At 57.9% G+C, this 20,884-nt stretch carries 19 protein-coding genes, 1 tRNA gene and 1 other RNA gene; 13 read left to right on the plus strand and 8 right to left on the minus strand.

All coding sequences use genetic code 11. From position 1 onward, the window contains the following. Positions 1 to 66: 66 nt before the first annotated feature. From ACSJLU_RS13475 to ACSJLU_RS13495, 5 genes are all read left to right on the plus strand, one after another. A tRNA-Tyr gene (locus ACSJLU_RS13475) sits at positions 67 to 151 on the plus strand. 47 nt (positions 152 to 198) lie between these two features. Then, a non-coding RNA gene (locus ACSJLU_RS13480) (RtT sRNA) lies at positions 199 to 326 on the plus strand. A gap of 192 nt (positions 327 to 518) precedes the next feature. Next, positions 519 to 1,091, plus strand: a complete 573-nt coding sequence (locus ACSJLU_RS13485; protein WP_004932190.1) for a TIGR00730 family Rossman fold protein — start codon at positions 519 to 521, stop codon at positions 1,089 to 1,091. 101 nt (positions 1,092 to 1,192) lie between these two features. Then, the gene (gene xthA, locus ACSJLU_RS13490; RefSeq protein WP_025303083.1) at positions 1,193 to 1,999 is read left to right on the plus strand and encodes an exodeoxyribonuclease III; all 807 of its coding nucleotides are present in this window, start codon (positions 1,193 to 1,195) and stop codon (positions 1,997 to 1,999) included. 44 nt (positions 2,000 to 2,043) lie between these two features. Continuing rightward, positions 2,044 to 2,445, plus strand: coding sequence for a pyrimidine (deoxy)nucleoside triphosphate diphosphatase (locus tag ACSJLU_RS13495; protein ID WP_049209192.1), 402 nt, complete (start codon positions 2,044 to 2,046; stop codon positions 2,443 to 2,445). Between the two features lie 21 nt (positions 2,446 to 2,466). On the opposite strand, the gene ACSJLU_RS13500 is transcribed toward ACSJLU_RS13495, so the two are convergent. The 5 genes from ACSJLU_RS13500 to ACSJLU_RS13520 all read right to left on the minus strand — a co-directional run bounded on the left by ACSJLU_RS13500 (position 2,467) and on the right by ACSJLU_RS13520 (position 7,555). Then, on the minus strand, positions 2,467 to 2,763 hold the full coding sequence (locus tag ACSJLU_RS13500; protein WP_025303085.1) for a YnjH family protein: 297 nt from the start codon (positions 2,761 to 2,763) through the stop codon (positions 2,467 to 2,469). Then, positions 2,760 to 4,685, minus strand: a complete 1,926-nt coding sequence (locus ACSJLU_RS13505) for a DNA topoisomerase III (RefSeq protein WP_043142985.1) — start codon at positions 4,683 to 4,685, stop codon at positions 2,760 to 2,762. Before ACSJLU_RS13505 ends, ACSJLU_RS13500 begins: the two co-directional genes overlap by 4 nt. Further along, positions 4,685 to 5,794, minus strand: coding sequence for a tRNA 2-selenouridine(34) synthase MnmH (mnmH, locus tag ACSJLU_RS13510; RefSeq protein ID WP_043142988.1), 1,110 nt, complete (start codon positions 5,792 to 5,794; stop codon positions 4,685 to 4,687). Before mnmH ends, ACSJLU_RS13505 begins: the two co-directional genes overlap by 1 nt. Positions 5,795 to 5,802: 8 nt before the next feature. Continuing rightward, positions 5,803 to 6,846, minus strand: a complete 1,044-nt coding sequence (gene selD / locus ACSJLU_RS13515) for a selenide, water dikinase SelD (protein WP_342096335.1) — start codon at positions 6,844 to 6,846, stop codon at positions 5,803 to 5,805. 157 nt (positions 6,847 to 7,003) lie between these two features. Next, positions 7,004 to 7,555, minus strand: coding sequence for an NAD(P)H nitroreductase (locus ACSJLU_RS13520; protein WP_004932204.1), 552 nt, complete (start codon positions 7,553 to 7,555; stop codon positions 7,004 to 7,006). Between the two features lie 160 nt (positions 7,556 to 7,715). On the opposite strand from ACSJLU_RS13520, the gene sppA reads away from it, so the two are divergent. The 4 genes from sppA (at position 7,716) to ACSJLU_RS13540 (ending at position 12,848) form a co-directional block, all read left to right on the plus strand. After that, positions 7,716 to 9,572: a signal peptide peptidase SppA gene (sppA, locus tag ACSJLU_RS13525; protein WP_342096336.1), complete on the plus strand. Its 1,857-nt coding sequence runs from the start codon at positions 7,716 to 7,718 to the stop codon at positions 9,570 to 9,572. A 93-nt stretch (positions 9,573 to 9,665) separates the two neighbouring features. Further along, on the plus strand, positions 9,666 to 10,682 hold the full coding sequence (gene ansA, locus ACSJLU_RS13530; RefSeq protein ID WP_380825074.1) for an asparaginase: 1,017 nt from the start codon (positions 9,666 to 9,668) through the stop codon (positions 10,680 to 10,682). Between the two features lie 22 nt (positions 10,683 to 10,704). Beyond that, positions 10,705 to 11,337, plus strand: coding sequence for a bifunctional nicotinamidase/pyrazinamidase (gene pncA, locus ACSJLU_RS13535; RefSeq protein WP_025303091.1), 633 nt, complete (start codon positions 10,705 to 10,707; stop codon positions 11,335 to 11,337). 233 nt (positions 11,338 to 11,570) lie between these two features. Further along, positions 11,571 to 12,848 carry a glycoside hydrolase family 18 protein gene (locus tag ACSJLU_RS13540; protein ID WP_342096337.1) on the plus strand — a complete coding sequence of 426 codons (1,278 nt, stop codon included), beginning with the start codon at positions 11,571 to 11,573 and terminating at the stop codon, positions 12,846 to 12,848. A 42-nt stretch (positions 12,849 to 12,890) separates the two neighbouring features. Here ACSJLU_RS13540 and ACSJLU_RS13545 read toward each other — a convergent pair whose 3' ends face one another. Together ACSJLU_RS13545 and msrB are read right to left on the minus strand one after the other, a co-directional pair. Beyond that, positions 12,891 to 13,163, minus strand: a complete 273-nt coding sequence (locus ACSJLU_RS13545) for a YeaC family protein (RefSeq protein WP_025303093.1) — start codon at positions 13,161 to 13,163, stop codon at positions 12,891 to 12,893. A 63-nt stretch (positions 13,164 to 13,226) separates the two neighbouring features. Beyond that, positions 13,227 to 13,640, minus strand: a complete 414-nt coding sequence (gene msrB / locus ACSJLU_RS13550) for a peptide-methionine (R)-S-oxide reductase MsrB (RefSeq protein ID WP_004932219.1) — start codon at positions 13,638 to 13,640, stop codon at positions 13,227 to 13,229. A gap of 348 nt (positions 13,641 to 13,988) precedes the next feature. Here msrB and gapA point away from each other — a divergent pair, with 348 nt between their 5' ends. Continuing rightward, positions 13,989 to 14,984 (plus strand): glyceraldehyde-3-phosphate dehydrogenase, encoded by a 996-nt coding sequence (gene gapA, locus ACSJLU_RS13555; protein WP_004932222.1) that lies wholly within the window; start codon positions 13,989 to 13,991, stop codon positions 14,982 to 14,984. Positions 14,985 to 15,067: 83 nt separating this feature from the next. Then, positions 15,068 to 15,943 (plus strand): D-hexose-6-phosphate mutarotase, encoded by an 876-nt coding sequence (locus tag ACSJLU_RS13560; protein ID WP_025303094.1) that lies wholly within the window; start codon positions 15,068 to 15,070, stop codon positions 15,941 to 15,943. A gap of 94 nt (positions 15,944 to 16,037) precedes the next feature. On the opposite strand, the gene ACSJLU_RS13565 is transcribed toward ACSJLU_RS13560, so the two are convergent. Continuing rightward, positions 16,038 to 16,802: a MipA/OmpV family protein gene (locus tag ACSJLU_RS13565; protein ID WP_025303095.1), complete on the minus strand. Its 765-nt coding sequence runs from the start codon at positions 16,800 to 16,802 to the stop codon at positions 16,038 to 16,040. Positions 16,803 to 17,228: 426 nt separating this feature from the next. Between ACSJLU_RS13565 and yeaG the strand changes: the two genes are divergently transcribed. Together yeaG and ACSJLU_RS13575 are read left to right on the plus strand one after the other, a co-directional pair. Further along, positions 17,229 to 19,163 carry a protein kinase YeaG gene (gene yeaG, locus ACSJLU_RS13570; protein ID WP_025303096.1) on the plus strand — a complete coding sequence of 645 codons (1,935 nt, stop codon included), beginning with the start codon at positions 17,229 to 17,231 and terminating at the stop codon, positions 19,161 to 19,163. A 132-nt stretch (positions 19,164 to 19,295) separates the two neighbouring features. Next, the gene (locus tag ACSJLU_RS13575; RefSeq protein WP_004932234.1) at positions 19,296 to 20,564 is read left to right on the plus strand and encodes a YeaH/YhbH family protein; all 1,269 of its coding nucleotides are present in this window, start codon (positions 19,296 to 19,298) and stop codon (positions 20,562 to 20,564) included. The last annotated feature ends 320 nt before the right edge of the window (positions 20,565 to 20,884 follow it).

A 20,884-nucleotide genomic window follows, 5' to 3' on the forward strand; every position in this document is an offset into this window, starting at 1 on the left:
AAAGAAACCGGCCAGGTTTCTTCTGGATAAAACCAGAACAACAATTTGTAAATCCATGAATACCATGGTGGGGTTCCCGAGCGGCCAAAGGGAGCAGACTGTAAATCTGCCGTCACAGACTTCGAAGGTTCGAATCCTTCCCCCACCACCATCTCTTGCAAAAATCCCCAAACCAAATTAAAAACACATCGCCTCCATAATGTTCCGTATTGGGGAAGGATGAGAAGCTTCGACCAAGGTTCGAGTCTCACGCAGTGAGACAACGCGCTTCAGCGCGGCCCGCAGGGTGAGTCGCACAGCGACGAATCATCCTTCCCCCACCACCATCTCCTGCAGAAAAATCCAAACCCTACTTAAAACTCGTTGCATCCAATGTTCTCGTATCAATAAATCAAGTTATCTCCCCTTATTAACCGCTTCTATCCAGACGTTTTATTTCTCTCCTCCGCCCGTAACTTGAACTCCGGCCGACAATTCGCTATACCACTGGCTTCTTTAGTGCAGTAAGGAACAGGTGGATGCGAAACAATATTTGCGTTTTTTGTGGCGCCAGTGAGGGCGTCAATCCCGCTTATGCCGAGCAGGCTCGTCAACTGGGGCAGCTGCTGGCCGCTCAGGGGCGCCGTTTAATCTACGGCGGCGGCAAAAAAGGATTGATGGGGATCGTGGCAGACGCGGTGTTGGCAGCGGGCGGTGAAGCTGTCGGCATTATCCCCGAGCGCCTGGTGGAAGCGGAAACGGCGCATCGCGGCCTGACCGAACTGGAAGTGGTACCCGATATGCATACGCGCAAAGCCCGTATGGCGGCGCTGGCGGACAGTTTTATCGCCCTGCCCGGCGGCATCGGCACGCTGGAAGAGCTGTTTGAAATCTGGACCTGGGGGCAAATCGGCTATCACAACAAGCCGGTCGGCCTGCTGAACGTCAACGGATTCTACCGCCCACTGAGCCAGTTCCTCGAGCACGTCGCCGATCAGGGTTTCATGCGCCACGACTATCTCGGTACCCTGCACATCAGTGAATCGGCACAAACGCTGCTGCAACAGTTTGACGACTATCAACCTAAAAATTACGACCGCTGGGCGAAATAAACCCGCTGCGCAGTCAGCGGTCCCGCCGCTGTCTGCGTTACATTTCCCGCCAAACTCTGCTACTATCACAGCACATTTTTCTCGTGAAAACGGCACCGCTCATGAAGTTTGTCTCTTTTAATATCAATGGACTGCGCGCGCGTCCGCATCAGCTGGCGGCAATTATCGAACAGCACCAGCCCGACGTGATCGGTCTGCAGGAAACCAAAGTTCACGATGACATGTTCCCATTGGAAGACGTCAGCCAACACGGCTACCACGTATTCTATCACGGGCAAAAAGGCCATTACGGCGTGGCGCTGCTGACCAAAGCGGAGCCTCTGGCCGTGCGCCGCGGTTTCCCGACCGATGAAGAAGATGCGCAGCGTCGCATCATCATGGCCGATCTGGCTACGCCACAGGGCACGCTGACGGTGATCAACGGCTACTTCCCGCAAGGTGAAAGCCGCGACCATCCGATCAAATTCCCGGCTAAAACGCGGTTTTATCAGGACCTGCAAAATTACCTGGAGCAACAGCTGTCGGCAGAATCCCCGGTGCTGATCATGGGCGACATGAATATCAGCCCCAGCGATTACGATATCGGCATCGGCGAAGACAACCGCAAACGCTGGCTGCGTACCGGTAAATGCTCCTTCCTGCCGGAAGAACGTGAATGGATGGACCGCCTGCTGAACTGGGGCCTGGTGGATACCTACCGCCACGCCAACCCGGGGCGCAGCGACGAATTCTCGTGGTTCGACTACCGCTCCAAAGGGTTCGACGACAACCGCGGCCTGCGTATCGATCTGCTGCTCGCCAGCACCCCGCTGGCTTCGCGCTGCATCGCCACCGGCATCGATTACCAAACCCGTGGTATGGAGAAACCTTCCGACCATGCACCGGTCTGGGCGGAATTTACGCTGTAACCCCATCACCCCGGCGCTCGCCGGGGTTTTACTCTGTGAAGCCAATGAAAATTATCGACGTGGTGGCCGCCATTCTGGAAAAAAATGGCCGCATTTTGCTGGCCCAGCGCGGCGCAGGCAGCGACCAGGCCGGTCTGTGGGAATTCCCCGGCGGCAAGGTTGAAGCCGGCGAAAGCCAGCCAGAGGCGCTGGCGCGCGAGCTGGATGAAGAATTGGGAATTTGCGCCCGTATCGGCAACTATGTGGGCAGCAATCAGTGGCAGCAAGGCGAACTCCTCATCCGGCTGCACGCCTGGCAAGTCGCGGAGTTCTCCGGTGAACTGCAACAGCGCTGCCACTCGGCGCTGGTCTGGGTCACGCCGCAACAGGCGCAGGAATACGCTCTGGCACCCGCTGACGTTCCACTGCTGGCGGGCTATATCGCCGCGCAAGGCGATGTACGCTGAGCGCGGCGATAGGTTACATCGTCACTTCTTCAATCGCACCCAAATCAAGGGGTTGGTGCCGATGGTGTTAGGCTCACGCACGCACTGCAGCACTTCCCCTTCCACTTTAAGCACCGCGCCCTCGGAATAGTTCTGGTTCTGGTAGACGCAACAGCGGTTGCAGGGCTGCGCCGGCGGCGGGTTGACGCCGCTTTTGGCCGTGCCCCAAATCTCCGGCGAAACCGGCAACACCACGTCCACATCGCCCCGGTTGGCGGCCGCCAGGCCGCAATACGCCAGGGCAGCGGCAGCCAGCACCCCATTGAGTCCACGCTTCATTCACTTTTCTCCTGCGCCTTGCCGGCGCTTTTCCTGCGTTTTTTGCCCCCGCTGGAGGGCGGCGGCGGCAATCCACGAAACGCCATGCTCGCCCGGCTCTGCTTGGCCTGATAAATCAGCTCTTGCAGCGTGCCGACCAACGGCTGCATAAAGTCCTGATAGCGGCAGGATTTCTCGCTGATTTGCGTCAGCGTGGCTTCCCAGTTTGCCGTCATATCAGGGCGTGCAGCAAGATCCGGCAGCGAGTGAATCAACGCGCGCCCGGTTTCGCTGGAGTGAATATAGCGTCCCTTCTTGTACAGAAACGCCCGTTTGAACAGCAATTCGATGATCCCCGCTCGCGTCGCTTCCGTACCTAAACCATCGGTCGCTCGCAGGATTTTCTTTAGCGCTTTATCTTGTACGAACCGCGCGATGCCGGTCATGGCCGACAACAGGCTGGCGTCGGTAAACGGCCGCGGGGGCTGCGTCTGGCGCTCCACCACTTCACCGCGCTCACACAGCAGCTCATCATCTTTAGCCACCACCGGCAACGGTGCGCCCTCATTTTCCTCGTCGCGTTCCTTGCTGCCCAGCAGCGTACGCCAACCGGCCTCCGCCAAGAAACGCGCCTTGGCGATGAATTTGCCGCCGGCGATATCCAGCTCGATCACGCATTTGCGGAACACCGCATCCGGACAAAACTGCATCAGATACTGGCGCGCCACCAGCCCATACACGTTCCGTTCATCCTGCGTCAGGTTAATCTTGCCGGCACGGGCGGTAGGAATGATAGCGTGGTGCGCATCGACCTTTTTGTCGTCCCAGCAGCGGTTGCGGCGATCGCTGTCGATCACCGGCTGCGGGTACAGTTCAGGCTGGTGCACGCTGATGGCGTTCAGCACCGCATGGCGGCCAGCGAAATGTTCTTCCGGCAGGTAGCGACAGTCGGAACGCGGATAGGTGATCAATTTATGGGTTTCGTACAGCCGCTGGCAAACGTCCAGCACCTGTTGGGCGCTGAGGTTATAACGCCGGGCCGCTTCGATCTGCAGCGTGGAGAGCGAAAACGGCAGCGGCGCAGTATCTGATTCCCGTTTATCGTTATAGGACGTGACCAGCGCCGGCTGGCCCTCGATGCGCTTGACCACGTGCTCCGCCAACGGCCGGTGCAGCAAACGCCCCTCTTCGTCCTGATAAGGCTCACAGGAGTCGCTGGGTTGCCACAGCGCCACGAAGCGTTCTTCTTTCGGCGTAACGATGTGCGCCTTGACCTCAAAGAAGTCTTTCGGCACGAAGTTTTCGATCTCTTCATCGCGCCGCACCACCAATCCCAGCACCGGCGTCTGCACCCTGCCCACCGACAGCACGCCGTCGTAACCGGCGTTGCGGCCCAGCAGCGTATAAGCGCGGGTCATATTGATGCCGTACAGCCAGTCGGCGCGCGAACGTGCCAGCGCAGACACGCACAGCGGGATAAAGTCTCGGTTGTCACGCAGACGCTCGACCGCGCGCTCCACCGCCTGCGGGTTGAGATCGTTGATCAGACAGCGGCGCACGTTCTGGCGCTTCTCCGCCGTCAAATCCAGGTAGTCCAGCACCTCATCCACCAGCAGTTGCCCTTCGCGATCCGGGTCGCCGGCGTGAACCACTTCATCGGCTTCAAGCAGCAACTTTTTAATGGCGTTGAGCTGTTTACTGACCGAAGGCCGCGGCTGCAACCGCCATTTTTCGGGAATGATCGGCAGATCCGCCAACGACCAGCGCGCATAGCGGCTGTCATAAGCGTCAGGCTGAGCCTGCTCCAACAGGTGGCCGACGCACCAGGTCACCACGTCGTTGTTGCCACAGGCGATATACCCGTCGCCGCGGCGATGCGGCTTGGGCAAGACGTCGGCAATGGCGCGCGCCAAACTCGGTTTCTCGGCTATGAACAGTCGCATTATTCACCGTTTTTCTGGCTGAACGTCATCAAGAATTCTCTTACTTCTGCATAGTTCCCACGGAAGACAATCCGCTGGGCTTTCTTTTCCAACTGATAGCAATACATCGGATCGTAGTACTGCTGCAACAGGGGCGCCAGCCACTCGCGGTGCGCCTCGCCCTGGCCGCTGAGCCGCTGTGCCCGCAGCGCCGCTTCCAGTCGTTGCGTCAGCTGCTGGAAGCGTTCCAGCCCCAGGCGGCGGCGTATGGCGAACAGGCCGTGGTGCAGATAGTCGTCGTACTGTCGCCAGCCGTCTTCCACACCATAGGCCTGTTCGAACTGTTCGCGCATGCCGTCGATATATTCCGCCTGCAGACGCGCCAGACGAATGTCGAACGGATCGTCGATCACCGCCACCGGCGCCTGCTGCATCCCATTGAACAGCGGCAGCGGCAGATTGTTGCTGCCGATGATCCGCCCTTCGTCTTCCAGCACCCAACGGCGGCTGCCACCATGCTGTTTTTTCAGCAATAACACAGCCAGACGATTCTCAAAATCGATCTGCGAGCTCTGGCCCGCCAGCGTTCGACCAAAAGATGAACCGCGATGGCGCGCCACGCCTTCCAGATCGACGCCGTCGGCCAGTTCGTTGACCAGCAACGTCTTGCCGCTGCCGGTATTGCCGCCCACCAGGGCCATCGGCAATGCCGCGCTTTGCGCCAGCACGCCGAGCAAATAATTGCGCAGCGCCTTATAACCGCCAATGATACGCGGGTACTCGACGCCGGCCTCATGCAGCCATTGCTGCACCAGCTGCGAGCGCAGCCCGCCGCGGAAGCAGTAAATATAGCCTTCGGGCCGCTCTGTGCAGGCCGCCAGCCAGGCGGCGGTGCGCTGTTCGCGCAGTTTGCCGTTCACCAGGCTGTGGCCGAGCGCGATCGCCGCTTGTTGCCCATGCTGCTTATAGCAGGTGCCGACCGCCTGGCGTTCGCTGTCGATCATCAGCGGCAGATTCAGTGCCTGAGCGAAGGCGCCCTGCTGAAACTCGATCGGTGCGCGCACGTCAATCAGCGGCACGTCCTGCAGGAAAATGCGTTGGTAATCGTCGCTGTCCGCCCTTCCTTGCATGTTGGACACTACGCGACCTCGATCAGCGGCTTATCGGCCGATGCCACATGCAATTCACCGATAGCGTTGAGCGTGATACCGTGCTGTTCGGCAATCGCCAGCACCTGCGCTTCCGCCTCCGGCAATACCGCCAACAGCAAGCCGCCGGAGGTTTGCGGATCGCACAGCAGCTGGCGCTGCAAATCGCTCATCTCGCCCACCAGATGGCCATAGCTGTCGAAGTTGCGCCCGGTGCCGCCCGGCACACAGCCCTCGGCGATATACGCCTCAACGTCCGGCAGTTTCGGCACCCGATCAAACCAGACCGTCGCCTGCAGACCGGAGCCCTGGCATACCTCGCTCAGGTGGCCCAGCAGGCCAAAGCCGGTGATGTCGGTCATCGCTGTGACGCCCGCCACCTCGGCAAAATCAGCACCCGGTTTATTCAGGCGACACATCACTTCAGTCGCCAGGCCCTGATGCTCAGGGCGCAGCTTGCTTTGCTTCTCGGCGGTCGTCAGCACACCGATGCCCAACGGCTTGGTCAGATAAAGTTTTGATCCGGCCTGTGCCGCGCTGTTTTTCTTCACCCGCTCGGTATTGACCACGCCGGTCACCGCCAGGCCGAAAATAGGTTCCGGTGCATCGATAGAATGGCCACCGGCCAGCGCGATCCCCGCCTGCTGGCAGGCGAAACGGCCGCCGTCGATCACCTGCTGCGCCACCTCCGGCGGCAGCTTGGCGAGCGGCCAGCCGAGAATGGCGATCGCCATGATCGGTTTGCCGCCCATGGCGTACACGTCGCTGATGGCGTTGGCAGCCGCAATGCGGCCGAAATCGAATGGATCGTCGACGATCGGCATGAAGAAGTCGGTGGTGCTGATGATGCCGACGCCGTTGCCAATGTCGTACACCGCCGCATCGTCGCGGGTTTCATTGCCGACCAGCAGGCGCGGATCGACAAACTTTTCCCGCTCGCTATGCAGGATGGTTTCGAGAACTTTCGGTGAGATTTTGCAGCCGCAGCCAGCGCCATGGCTGTACTGGGTTAAACGGATCGCTGGCGATGTCATAGTCCACTCCCTTCGGTAACGGCACTCAAGATAACATAGGGTAGCGCTTGCCGAGGGGATTGATAAGAGCGGGCCGCCGATAAGCGAACGGCCTGCTCAGAAACCATGCAATTTTGCGGGGTTTGGCGCATTTTCACCGCGCCCCGTTGGAAAAAACTCAGAAATAGCTGACGAAAGGCGTGCTGTCCGGCGGCGTCACCTTGGTGGCAGCCTTCAACTGCGGCGTCCCCAGATAGAGGAAGCCGACGATCTCGTCCTGCTCGCGGCAACCGAAGGCTTCACGCACCAGCGCATGCTCGGTCCAGGCGCCGGTGCGCCAGATGCCGTTAAAGCCCTGCGCCAGCGCCGCCATCTGCATCGCCTGCACGGCGCAACCGGCGGAAACCACCTGCTCCCAGCGCGGCACTTTGGTCTCTTCCGTGCAGTGCGCGATGACGGTGATGATCAGCGGTGCGCGGAACGGCGCCTTGGTGGCTTTTTCGATCGCCGCCTCGTCCAGTTGATCCTGCTTCGCCGCCGCCTGCAGCAGCTGACTGAAGCGTTCCAGGCCCTGATTCTCGATCATCACGAAACGCCACGGCTGCAGCGCGCCGTGATCGGGTGCACGCAGGCCCGCGTTGATGATATTTTGGCGCACTTCCCCCGCCGGCGCCGGTTCCGCCAGGCGCGAAGCCGAGCGACGATTCAATAAAAGATCCAGAGCATCCATCGTAAACTCCTGATAACAATTTTCATTCCGGCCACGTTAACATAGCTAAACGACGAGTTACAGCCTCGGCGATAGCGTCTGTGTGCCACGATTTAAAGCTGACATTTACCCGGCCGCTCATTAGGATAGCGGAACATTCTCGACTCTTGTTGGAGAGCACATGCGCACATTGTGGCAAATTATTGCCGGCATTTTCCGGTGGACATGGCGTCTGCTGAATTTTATCAGGGAACTGATCCTTAACCTGTTCCTGGTCTTGCTGATCCTGGTTGGGGTCGGCATCTATCTGTCCTTCCAAAGTTCCTCCACCTCGACGGCCCCGGCGCGCGGCGCGCTGCTGGTCGATTTAAGCGGCGTGGTGGTCGATCAGCCTTCGGTAAACAACCGAGTGCGGCAATGGGGCCGCGAACTGTTGGGCGCCTCCAGCAGCCGCCTGCAGGAAAACTCGCTGTTCGACGTAGTCGACAGCATCCGCAAGGCCAAAGACGACAAAAACATTACCGGCATGGTGTTGCAGCTGAATGATTTCGTCGGCGCCGATCAGCCGTCGCTGCGCTATATCGGCAAAGCGCTGCGCGAGTTCCGCGACAGCGGCAAACCGATCTTCGCCATCGGCGACAGCTACAACCAGACGCAATACTATCTGGCCAGCTACGCCAACAAGGTCTACCTGTCGCCGCAGGGCACGGTCGATCTGCACGGTTTCGCCACCAACAACCTGTATTACAAGTCGTTGCTGGACATGCTCAAGGTCACCACCAATATCTTCCGCGTCGGCACCTATAAATCGGCGGTCGAACCGCTGATCCGCGACGATATGTCTCCGGCGGCGCGCGAAGCAGACAGCCGCTGGATTGGCGGCCTGTGGCAGAACTATCTGGAGACCGTCGCGGCCAACCGCCAGCTGACGCCGCAGCAGCTGTTCCCAGGCGCCGCCGGCGTGCTGAGCGGCCTGCAGGCGGCCGGTGGCGACACCGCTCGCTATGCGCTGGACAACAAGCTGGTGGACGAGTTGGCGTCGCGCACCGCGATCGAAAATCAGCTGGTCAAGACCTTCGGCTGGGACAAACAGGTAAATGATTTCAACGCCATCAGCATCTACGACTATCAGCCGAAACCGGACGCGAACCAGGGCGGCAAGATCGCCGTCGTCTTCGCCAACGGCGCCATCATGGACGGCCCGCAGACGCCGGGTAACGTCGGGGGCGACACCACCGCCGCCGAGCTGCGTCAGGCACGTCTGGATCCGGCCATCAAAGCCGTGGTGTTCCGTGTCAACAGCCCTGGCGGCAGCGTCAGCGCGTCCGAAGTGATCCGCTCCGAGCTGGCCGCCGTGCGCGCCGCCGGCAAACCGGTGGTGGTGTCGATGGGCGGCATGGCCGCGTCGGGCGGTTACTGGGTCTCGACGCCGGCCGACTACATCATCGCCAGCCCGAGTACGCTGACTGGCTCCATCGGTATTTTCGGCATCATCAATACCTACGAGAAAACCCTGGATACGCTGGGCGTGCACACCGACGGCGTGGCGACCTCGCCGCTGGCCGATATCGCGGTCACCAAGGCGTTGCCGCAGGAGTTCTCACAGATGATGCAGCTGAATATCGAAAACGGGTATAAGAACTTCCTCGATCTGGTCGCCAAATCACGCAAGATGACCCCGCAGCAGGTTGACCAAATCGCGCAGGGCCATGTGTGGCTCGGCAGCGACGCCAAGGCCAATGGCCTGGTCGATCAGTTGGGCGATTTCGACGACGCGGTGAAGAAAGCCGCTGAGCTGGCGAAACTGCAACAGTGGCAGCTCGACTGGTTCGTCGATACACCGAGCCTGAGCGATATGGTGCTCAGCCAGTTCGGCGTTTCCATTCACGCCATGCTGCCGGCGGCGATTCAGGCCATGCTGCCTGCCCCGCTGGCCTCGGTCGCCAATGCGGTGAAAGAGCAGCCGGGTTTGTTCAATAACTTGAACGATCCGCAGAACCGTTACGCGATCTGTCTGACCTGCGGAGAAGTCCGCTAACAAATAATTCTACAGCCCGGCCATCGCCGGGCTTTTTTTCTGCCGCCATGCCCCTATAATTCAGCCCATCTTATCTTTGTTAAAATCATGACCATGCAAAAGAAATCCATTTACGTCGCCTACACCGGCGGCACCATCGGCATGCAGCGCTCCGATCACGGCTATATCCCGGTTTCCGGCCACCTGCAGCGCCAACTGGCGCTGATGCCGGAATTCCATCGGCCGGAAATGCCGGATTTCACCATTCATGAATACGCGCCATTGATTGACTCTTCGGACATGACGCCGGAAGACTGGCAGCACATCGCCGACGACATCAAGCAGAACTACGATCGCTACGACGGCTTCGTGATCCTGCACGGCACCGACACCATGGCGTTCACCGCCTCGGCGCTTTCCTTCATGCTGGAGAACCTGGCTAAGCCGGTGATCGTCACCGGCTCGCAGATTCCGCTGGCGGAGCTGCGCTCCGATGGCCAAACCAATCTGCTGAATGCATTGTACCTGGCAGCCAACCATCCGGTGAACGAAGTCAGCCTGTTCTTCAACAACAAGCTGTTCCGCGGCAACCGCACCACCAAGGCGCACGCCGACGGCTTCGACGCTTTCGCTTCACCCAACCTGCCGCCGCTGCTGGAAGCCGGTATCCACATTCGTCGCCAGCACGGCATCGACAGCCCGACTTGCAACGGCGGGTTACGAGTGCACGACATCACGCCGCAGCCGATCGGCGTGGTCACTATCTATCCGGGCATTTCCGGCGCGGTGGTGCGTAACTTCCTGCTGCAGCCGGTCAAGGCGCTGATCCTGCGTTCCTACGGCGTCGGCAACGCGCCGCAGAAGGCCGAGCTGATCGACGAGTTGCGTGCGGCCTCCGAACGCGGCATCGTGGTGGTCAACCTGACGCAGTGCATCTCCGGGCGCGTCAATATGGAAGGCTACGCCACCGGCAACGCGCTGGCGCACGCCGGGGTTATCAGCGGTTTCGACATGACGGTGGAAGCCGCCCTGACCAAGCTGCACTATCTGTTGAGCCAGCCGCTGACGCCGAAACAAATCCGCGCCCTGATGCAGCAAGATCTGCGCGGCGAGCTGAGCATCAACGGTTAATCGACTGAACTCTGGAGCGGCGATGAAAACGGCCCTGTTGTTGATCGATCTGCAAAACGACTTCTGCCCCGGCGGCGCGCTGGCGGTCACGGCGGGCGACGCCGTCATCCCGGTCGCCAATCAGGCGATCGCCGCCTGCCTGGCGCGGGGAGAGCCGGTGGTGGCCAGCCAGGACTGGCACCCCGCCAATCACCGCAGCTTTGCGGTGAACTCCGATGCGCAGGTCGGCACTCTCGGTGAGCTGGAAGGCCTGCCGCAGGTGTGGTGGCCGGTGCACTGCGTGCAAGGGAGCCACGGCGCCGATTTTCATCCCCAGTTACAGCGGCAACACATCAATGCCGTCTTTCGCAAAGGGCAAGATACGAACATCGACAGCTACAGCGCGTTCTTCGATAACGGCCACCGTGCGCAAACCGAACTCCACGGCTGGCTGCAATCGCAGGGCGTCCGGCGGTTGGCTGTCATGGGCCTGGCGACCGACTACTGCGTGAAGTTCAGCGTGCTGGATGCGCTGGCTGCCGGCTATCCGACGCAAGTGATCGTCGACGGCTGCCGCGGCGTGAATCTGCAGCCGGACGACAGTGAGCAAGCGCTGCAGGAGATGGCGCGCGCCGGCGCGCAGCTAGTTACCCTGTCACAGTTTCTCGCCAACTAAATCCGCTCGGACGCCACCGGCGCCCTCTCTGCGCGGCGGCGAAATTATCGACGCTGCTCACAATACCGCCTTTCTTCTTCCCCAACGGCTTGTGACCGGCAGGCGCTTTTGCTGTTATGACTGCGACGCTTTTGGCGTCAATCGGTTATACGCATCCGGGGCCCGCTGAGCCCGGCTTTATTGTGCCCGCCCCTGGCGGTACGGTCGGCCTTGCCGACCACAAGGAGACTGACATGAAAATAACCCGAAAACTGCTGCCTTTGCTGGCGGCGGTGCAATTGGCTATGGCTGGCGCAAGCACGGCCCAGGCGGCCTATCTCTCCGTCGGCTACTTCAACGGCGGCGGCGACGTCACCGCCGGCCCCGGTGGCGACATCGACAAGCTGGACGTGACGCAAATCACCCACCTCAACTATTCGTTTGGCCTGATCTACAACGGCGAGAAAGACGAAACCAATGCGGCGCTGAAAGACCCCGCTCGCCGCCACCAGATCTACCTGTCGCCGAAAGTCACGGCCGATCTGCAACGGCTGCCGGTGCTGCGCAAACAGAACCCCGAGCTGAAAGTGCTGCTGTCGGTCGGTGGCTGGGGCGCACGCGGTTTCTCCGCCGCCGCCGCTACCGCGGAAAACCGGGCGATATTCATTCGCTCCGCGCAGCAGGTGATCGCACAGTACCGGCTGGATGGGATCGATCTGGACTGGGAATACCCGGTGAACGGCGCCTGGGGGCTGGTGGAAAGCCAACCGGCGGATCGCGATAACTTCACCCTGCTGCTGAAAGAGCTTCACCAAGCGCTGGGGCAAGGCAAGCTGTTAACCATCGCCGTCGGGGCCAACGTCAAAAGCCCACAGGAATGGGTCGATGTGAAAAGCATTGCCCCTTACCTCGACTACATCAATCTGATGACTTACGACATGGCTTACGGCACACAGTACTTCAATGCCAACCTGTACGATTCAACGCGTTGGCCAACCGTGGCGGCCGCCGACCGCTACAGCGCCGATTTCGTGGTAAAGCATTATCTGGCTGCCGGACTGAAACCGGCACAGATGAACCTGGGCATCGGTTTCTACGGCCGGGTGCCGAAACGGGCGACCGAGGCGGGCATCGACTGGGACAAACCGGACGCCGCCAAGCATCCGGTGACGCAACCTGACTTCAGCGCGCGCGAAACCGCCCTGTTCAACGCGCTGGGGCTGGATCTCAGCAAAGACACTTACTTTAAATACCGCGATATCGTCAGCAAATTGCTCAACGATCCGCAGCAGCGTTTCCGCGAACACTGGGATGACGACGCCAAAGTGCCATACTTGACGCTGCAATCCGCCGAAGGCAAGCCGCTGTTTGCCATCTCCTACGAGAACCCGCGTTCGGTGGCCATCAAGGCCGAATACATCAAAAGCCAGGGATTAGGCGGTGCGATGTTCTGGGAATACGGCGCGGACGACAACAACCGGCTGGCACAGCAGCTGGCGGAATCGTTGGGGATTAAGGGCGAAAAACGGTGAGTCGACGGGGCGATGGCGACATCGCCCCGCTTTAGGGTCGCGTTACTGCGGTTTGAGTTTGGCCAGCGGCTCGGCAACGAACTGCTGTTTCAGCTCTTGCTTGCTCTTCATCACAATCTGCCCGTCGGTACCGATGCTCATGTGCTGCGGATCGACGTTGTGCATCGACTGCCACAGCATCACCGCCTGCAAGCTATTTTCTTTCTGTTCCGGCGTCAGCGCCACGCCGTCCGGCCATTTACCCAGCTCAACCGCCAGTACCAGGCGCTGGTATATCTCGGGCGTCATCGCCGCAATCAGATCTTTCACGTCCATCAGAGCCCTTCTCGCTTACGGATGAATAATTAGCTGAATCGATTTTGTTAGTTAAATTACCACTTAACCGGCCGTTTGGTCGCCATTTTCGCCATCGGTGAAACTCAGCGAGGCGGAGTTGACGCAGTAGCGGTCGCCTGTCGGCTGCGGGCCATCGGGGAAAACGTGCCCCAGGTGCGCGTCGCAGTGGCCGCAGCGGATTTCAACACGATGCATATTATGCGAATTATCATCAAGATAGCGGATTGCATCGGCGGAAACCGGCTCATAAAAACTCGGCCAACCGCAGCCGGAATCGTATTTGGTTTCGGAATAGAACAGCGGCTGGTTGCAGCACAGGCAATGGTACACGCCCTCGCGCTTGTTGTGCAGCAATTTGCCGCTGAACGGCGCTTCGGTACCACGCTGTTGCGTCACATAACGTTGGATTTCATTCAGTTCCGTGACCGGATGACCGGGGGTTGTCTCTTTAGCCATTTGTGCTTATCTCTGAATGTGGATAATGTCAACGAAAACAATGATTAATAATAACAAAAAATTAACACCGCTGCAGGGGTTTTTGGCCTAAACTGTAGCCCATAAAGGCTACGTCACGATGATATGTGATAGCGATCACACATCTTGCGTATGCTGACTTTATACTTGGCGGCTTGTCCCCATATAACGGATGAGGCCAAGCGCAAATGGACTGTGCAATAAGCGTGCAAAACCACCCTTCTGGTTTGACTTGCCGCAAGAATTGACACGATTCCGCTTGACGCTGGGTAAGGTTTTTGTAATTTTACAACCAACCTTTTATTCACTAACAAATAGCTGGTGGAATATATGACTATCAAAGTAGGTATCAACGGTTTTGGCCGTATCGGTCGCATTGTTTTCCGTGCTGCTCAAGAGCGTTCTGACATCGAGATCGTTGCAATCAACGACCTGTTGGACGCAGAGTACATGGCTTACATGCTGAAGTATGACTCTACTCACGGCCGTTTCAACGGTACGGTAGAAGTTAAAGACGGCCACCTGGTTGTTAACGGCAAAACCATCCGTGTTACCGCAGAGAAAGACCCGGCTAACCTGAAGTGGAACGAAGTAGGCGTTGACGTGGTTGCTGAAGCGACCGGTATCTTCCTGACCGACGAAACCGCGCGTAAACACATCACCGCCGGCGCTAAAAAAGTGGTTCTGACTGGCCCATCCAAAGATGCGACCCCAATGTTCGTGCGCGGCGCTAACTTTGACAAATATGCCGGCCAGGACATCGTGTCCAACGCCTCTTGCACCACCAACTGCCTGGCGCCACTGGCTAAAGTCATCAACGACAACTTCGGTATCGTTGAAGGTCTGATGACCACCGTTCACGCGACCACCGCTACTCAGAAAACCGTTGATGGCCCGTCCCACAAAGACTGGCGCGGCGGCCGCGGCGCATCCCAGAACATCATCCCTTCTTCTACCGGCGCAGCGAAAGCGGTTGGCGTGGTTCTGCCAGAGCTGAAAGGCAAACTGACCGGTATGGCGTTCCGCGTACCGACGCCTAACGTATCCGTTGTTGACCTGACCGTACGTCTGGAAAAAGCGGCTACCTACGAAGAAATCAAGAAAGCCATCAAAGACGCCGCTGAAGGTTCTATGAAAGGCGTTCTGGGCTACGTTGAAGACGACGTGGTTTCCACCGATTTCAACGGCGAAGTACTGACTTCCGTGTTCGATGCCAAAGCCGGTATCGCACTGAACGACAACTTCGTGAAGCTGGTTTCCTGGTACGACAACGAAACCGGTTATTCCAACAAGGTTTTGGATCTGATCGCTCACATCTCCAAGTAATGGCATGATGTTAAGCTGATAATGAGGGCGACATTTTTGTCGCCCTTTTTTATTTGTCTCTCCGGCAAACAATAGGTCATGAAATGAACGAGAAAATTTTCACCCTGCCCGTTTCCGAACAGATTTCACCTTACATCAGCCAACGTCAGCTCGATGAGCTGGGCGTGGTGGTGGTCTCGCACCCGAAAGTGCGCGCGGCCGTCGCGCTGCAGGGCGCCCATTTGCTGGCCTGGCAGCCCAGCGGTGAGCAGCCGGTAATTTGGCTCAGCAACAATACCCCGTTTGCCAAAGGCAAGGCCATCCGCGGTGGGGTACCGATCTGCTGGCCGTGGTTCGGTCCAGTGGCGCAACCCTCCCACGGCTTTGCCCGTAACCAGCCCTGGAGCCTGACGGCGCACGATGAAGATGACAACGGCGTCATTCTGACCTTCACGCTGAAAGACAATGAGCAGACCCGAAAACTGTGGCCGCACGCCTTCACGCTGATTGCCCGCTTCAAACTGGGTGCAGAGTGCGAGATCGAACTGGAATCGCACGGCGATTATCAGGCCACGGCGGCGCTACATAGCTACTTCCAGGTCGGCGACATCGAACGGGTCAGCGTGGCGGGTCTGGGCGAGCCTTATATCGACAAGGTGGCGGGCGGTGCAGAGGCACGTCAGGCAGGTGAAGTGACCTTCGTCGGCCAAACCGACCGTGTCTATACTCGCCCGGAGGCCTTCAGCCAGATCCGCGATCCGGCGCTCGCACGCACCATCGAGGTTCACCACCATCATATGAGCGACGTCATCGCCTGGAACCCCGGCGCAGAACTCTCCTGCAGCATGGGGGATATGCCGAACGACGGTTACAAGACCATGGTTTGTATCGAGACCGGGCGCGTCAGCAAACCGCTGATCGCCGCCGGCGAGCAACCCGCCCGTTTGGGAGTCACCTTCCGCAGCCGTAAAAAAGCCTGATGGATCGTGCGCGGCAGCGCACTGCAGATGTGCAAAAGGGGCGCTTGCGCCCCTTTTTAATGCACGCCATGCACGATAATCGTGCAATGCGTGATTAGAAGGTGTAGCTCACACCCGTCATCAACAAACCGGTGTAGGATTTATCCACCATCGGACTGTCTTTTACTTCATCCGACAGCTTCACATAGCGGCCGACGAAGAAAGCGTTCCAGCTCTTGTTGATCTGGTAATTGGCGCTCAGCTCGAGATACGGTGCCCAGCTATCGCCTGGGGTGTAGCTATCCAGGCCGCTGCGGCGGGATTCATTGGCGCTGACGCCGTAGTAATATTTGTTCTGGTTCTTGCTGTTCCACATTACGCCCACGCCCGGGACCAGCGTCAATGCGTCCAGATCAAACTTGTACAGGTAAGCCACATCGCCCACCAGCCCGTTGCTGTTGTTCAGCGTGTCGCCGGTGAAAGTAGTACGGATAGTGCCCCACTCCGCGTTGTGCGAATAGGCCAGGCCGGCCATCAGCGTGCCGCGACGCTTGTCGAGGCGCTTCATGCGATCGTCGTCGCTGTCGCCCGGACGGTAGCCCCATGGCGTGTAGTAACCCATGATGCTCAGCTGGTTTTCTTGATCTTTCCACAGGTAGTAACCGGCGGTCAGAGTACGGAAGTAGAAGTCATCACCTTCATAGTCGATGACGGGCACCGGATAAACGCGGTCCTGATAACCGCGATACGCGTCCGGGCTAACCAGCGCGGCAGCGCCAAGTGACCAGGTCCCCGCCTGAGCACTTTGCGCACAAACCATTGCGGAAGCGATAATTGCTAGCGTTTTGAGTTTTGAAATCTTCACTGGTTCTTTTTCCATAAATTACAGGGTTAATAGCCGCAATAGTTTATGTGAAAATTTAGTTGCGCGCCTAATCTTTACAATAGAAAACGACCAAGATCGAATAACTTATAGCGGAATTATGAATTAATCATGGCGGAACGATGACGTTTTATCCCGCAGGCCGCGCCAGACAAGGCATTTGGCTAACACGGTAATAACTGAGTCATTGATATGACTTAAAAAAAGCTTTTTCTGCGGCAGGAAATTTTCCGGCAAGCAAACTAAGCTTAAATCAGAAGGCGAATTTATCCTGGGCCCAGTGGCATACAGCGCAACTCGCGATAATAAGCGCACCAAGTTGGCATACGGGTTGCTGTACTCAGGCGTATTCTCATCTTCCGGGGGCCAGAACACTATCACACGCTCTCTTTAACCTGTGCTAATAACGAAAGGACGGGCATCATGAACATATTTGACCACTATCGCCAGCGCTACGAAGCTGCCAAGGACGAAGAGTTCACACTGCAGGAATTTCTTACCATTTGCCGGCAAGATCGCAGTGCCTATGCCAACGCGGCCGAACGTCTGCTGATGGCTATCGGTGAACCTGTGATGGTCGACACTGCGCTAGAATCACGCCTGTCGCGCCTGTTCTCCAACCGCGTGATCGCACGCTATCCGGCCTTCGAAGAATTCTACGGCATGGAAGAGGCCATCGAACAGATCGTCTCTTACCTGAAACACGCCGCGCAGGGCCTGGAAGAGAAGAAACAGATCCTTTACCTGCTGGGCCCGGTGGGCGGCGGTAAGTCCTCGCTGGCGGAACGTCTTAAGGCGTTGATGCAGCGCGTGCCCATCTACACCCTCAGCGCCAACGGCGAGCGCAGCCCGGTCAACGATCATCCGCTGTGCCTGTTCAACCCGCAGGAAGATGCCTCGATCCTGGAGAAAGAGTTCAACATCCCGAGTCGCTACCTCGGCACTATCATGTCGCCGTGGGCGGCGAAACGCCTGCATGAGTTCGGCGGCGACATCACCAAATTTAAAGTCGTGAAGGTGCGCCCTTCCATTCTGGAACAGATCGCCATCGCCAAAACCGAACCGGGCGATGAAAACAACCAGGACATCTCGGCGCTGGTCGGTAAAGTGGATATCCGTAAACTGGAGAACCACGCGCAGAACGATCCGGACGCTTACGGTTACTCCGGCGCCCTGTGCCGCGCCAACCAGGGGATTATGGAGTTCGTCGAGATGTTCAAAGCGCCGATCAAGGTGCTGCATCCGCTGCTGACCGCGACCCAGGAAGGCAACTACAACGGCACTGAAGGCATCTCCGCCCTGCCGTTCAGCGGCATTATTCTGGCGCACTCCAACGAATCCGAGTGGGTGACCTTCCGCAACAACAAGAACAACGAAGCGTTCCTCGACCGCGTGTACATCGTCAAAGTACCTTACTGCCTGCGCGTGTCTGAAGAGATCAAAATTTACGACAAGCTGCTGGATCACAGTGAGCTGACCCACGCGCCTTGCGCACCGGGCACCCTCGAAACATTGGCGCGGTTCAGCGTGCTGTCGCGGTTGAAAGAGCCGGAAAACTCGAGCATTTACTCGAAAATGCGCGTGTATGACGGCGAAAGTCTCAAGGATACCGATCCGAAAGCCAAGTCCTATCAGGAGTACCGCGACTACGCTGGGGTTGACGAAGGCATGAACGGCCTCTCCACCCGTTTCGCCTTTAAAATCCTCTCGCGGGTATTCAACTTCGATCACGCTGAGGTGGCGGCCAACCCGGTACACCTGTTCTATGTGCTGGAGCAGCAGATCGAACGCGAACAGTTCCCGCAGGATTTGGCCGAGAAATACCTGGAACACCTGAAAGGCTATCTGATCCCGAAATACGCCGAGTTTATCGGCAAAGAGATCCAGACCGCCTATCTGGAATCCTACTCGGAATACGGACAGAACATTTTTGACCGTTATGTGACCTACGCGGACTTCTGGATCCAGGATCAGGAGTATCGCGATCCCGATACCGGCCAGCTGTTCGATCGTGAGTCTTTGAACGCCGAACTGGAAAAAATTGAAAAACCGGCCGGTATCAGCAACCCGAAAGATTTCCGTAACGAAATCGTGAACTTCGTGCTGCGCGCTCGTGCCAACAACAACGGCCGCAATCCGAACTGGACCAGCTACGAGAAGCTGCGCACCGTGATCGAGAAAAAAATGTTCTCCAATACCGAAGAGCTGTTGCCGGTGATTTCGTTCAACGCCAAAACGTCGACGGACGAGCAGAAAAAACACGACGACTTCGTCGACCGCATGATGGAGAAAGGCTATACCCGCAAGCAGGTGCGCCTGCTGTGTGAATGGTATCTGCGGGTCAGAAAATCCTCATAACGCCTCAGGTAAGCGGCATTATCAGGGCCATGTCCACAGTCATGGACGTTGCAGCGCAGCCCACGGAGGGGCTGGCACATTGCGCTGCCGCGACCGGGACATGAAGAGTTGGCAACGTCGTTTGGGGGAAGTATGGCCTATTTCATTGACCGACGGCTGAACGGCAAAAACAAGAGCATGGTGAACCGCCAGCGCTTCTTGCGCCGTTACAAGTCGCAAATCAAACAGTCGATTGCCGAAGCCATCAACAAGCGTTCGGTCACCGACGTAGACAGCGGGGAGTCGGTCTCCATCCCCACTGACGATATCAACGAACCGATGTTTCATCAGGGGCGCGGCGGCACTCGCCATCGCGTTCACCCGGGCAATGACCACTTCGTGCAGAACGATCGCGTTGAGCGGCCTCAGGGCGGCGCAGGCGGTGGCGGCGGCCAAGGGAACGCCAGTCAGGACGGTGAGGGCCAGGATGAATTCGTCTTCCAGATATCCAAAGATGAGTATCTCGATCTTTTGTTCGAGGATCTCGCCCTGCCCAACTTGAAGAAGAATCAGTACAAGCAATTGACCGAGTTCAAAACCCATCGCGCCGGCTATACCGCCAACGGCGTGCCGGCCAACATCAGCGTCGTGCGTTCGCTGCAGAACTCGCTGGCGCGGCGTACCGCCATGACCGCCGGTAAAAGACGCGCGTTGCACGAGTTGGAAGACGCGCTGACCCAGTTGGAAAACACCGAACCCGTGCAATTGCTGGAAGAGGAGCGGCTGCGCAAAGAAATTGCCGAACTGCGCAAGAAAATCGAAAGCGTGCCGTTTATCGATACCTTCGACCTGCGCTACAAAAACTACGAGCGCCGGCCGGAGCCCTCGAGCCAGGCGGTGATGTTCTGCCTGATGGACGTATCCGGTTCGATGGATCAGGCGACCAAAGACATGGCCAAGCGTTTTTACATTCTGCTTTATCTGTTCCTGAGCCGAACCTACAAAAACGTCGAGGTGGTCTATATTCGCCATCACACCCAGGCAAAAGAGGTGGATGAACAGGAGTTCTTCTATTCACAGGAAACCGGCGGCACCATCGTCTCCAGTGCGCTGAAGTTGATGAACGACGTCGTCGAAGAACGTTATGACCCGGCGCAATGGAATATCTACGCCGCGCAAGCCTCGGACGGCGACAACTGGGCCGACGATTCACCGCTGTGCCATGAACTGTTGGCGAAGAAGATCCTGCCGATGGTGCGTTATTATAGCTACATAGAGATCACTCGCCGCGCTCACCAAACGCTGTGGCGTGAATATGAGGATCTGCAGGCGAAGTTCGACAACTTCGCCATGCAGCATATCCGTGAACCGGACGATATCTATCCGGTATTCCGCGAACTGTTTCGCAAGCAGACCGTGTGAATAACATCGCGTGAATGTCACCACAGCCGGAAAATGCCGTTTTCCGGCTGTTTCTTTTCCGCATTATATTTACATCATCCGTGTTTGTTTTTTACACAATAACAATGTCAATAATAAGTCGCGTTCCCCAGAACGGCCCTCTCTATTATTTGTTCTTCTGAGGTTATTCCTAAACATTCGCCTCCACGTCCACACGGCTTGATAGGAATATTCCCATTCAGTTATCGTTATCCCATCGCTTAAGACCTTTCCTAAGCGAAATTTGCCTCATTTTATTTTTCTATGGCTTCTCAGCCCGCTGCGGCGGGCATCTACCTGTC

The sequence above is a fragment of the Serratia bockelmannii genome (assembly GCF_051803255.1).
In the GTDB taxonomy this organism is placed as follows: Bacteria; Pseudomonadota; Gammaproteobacteria; order Enterobacterales; family Enterobacteriaceae; genus Serratia; species Serratia bockelmannii.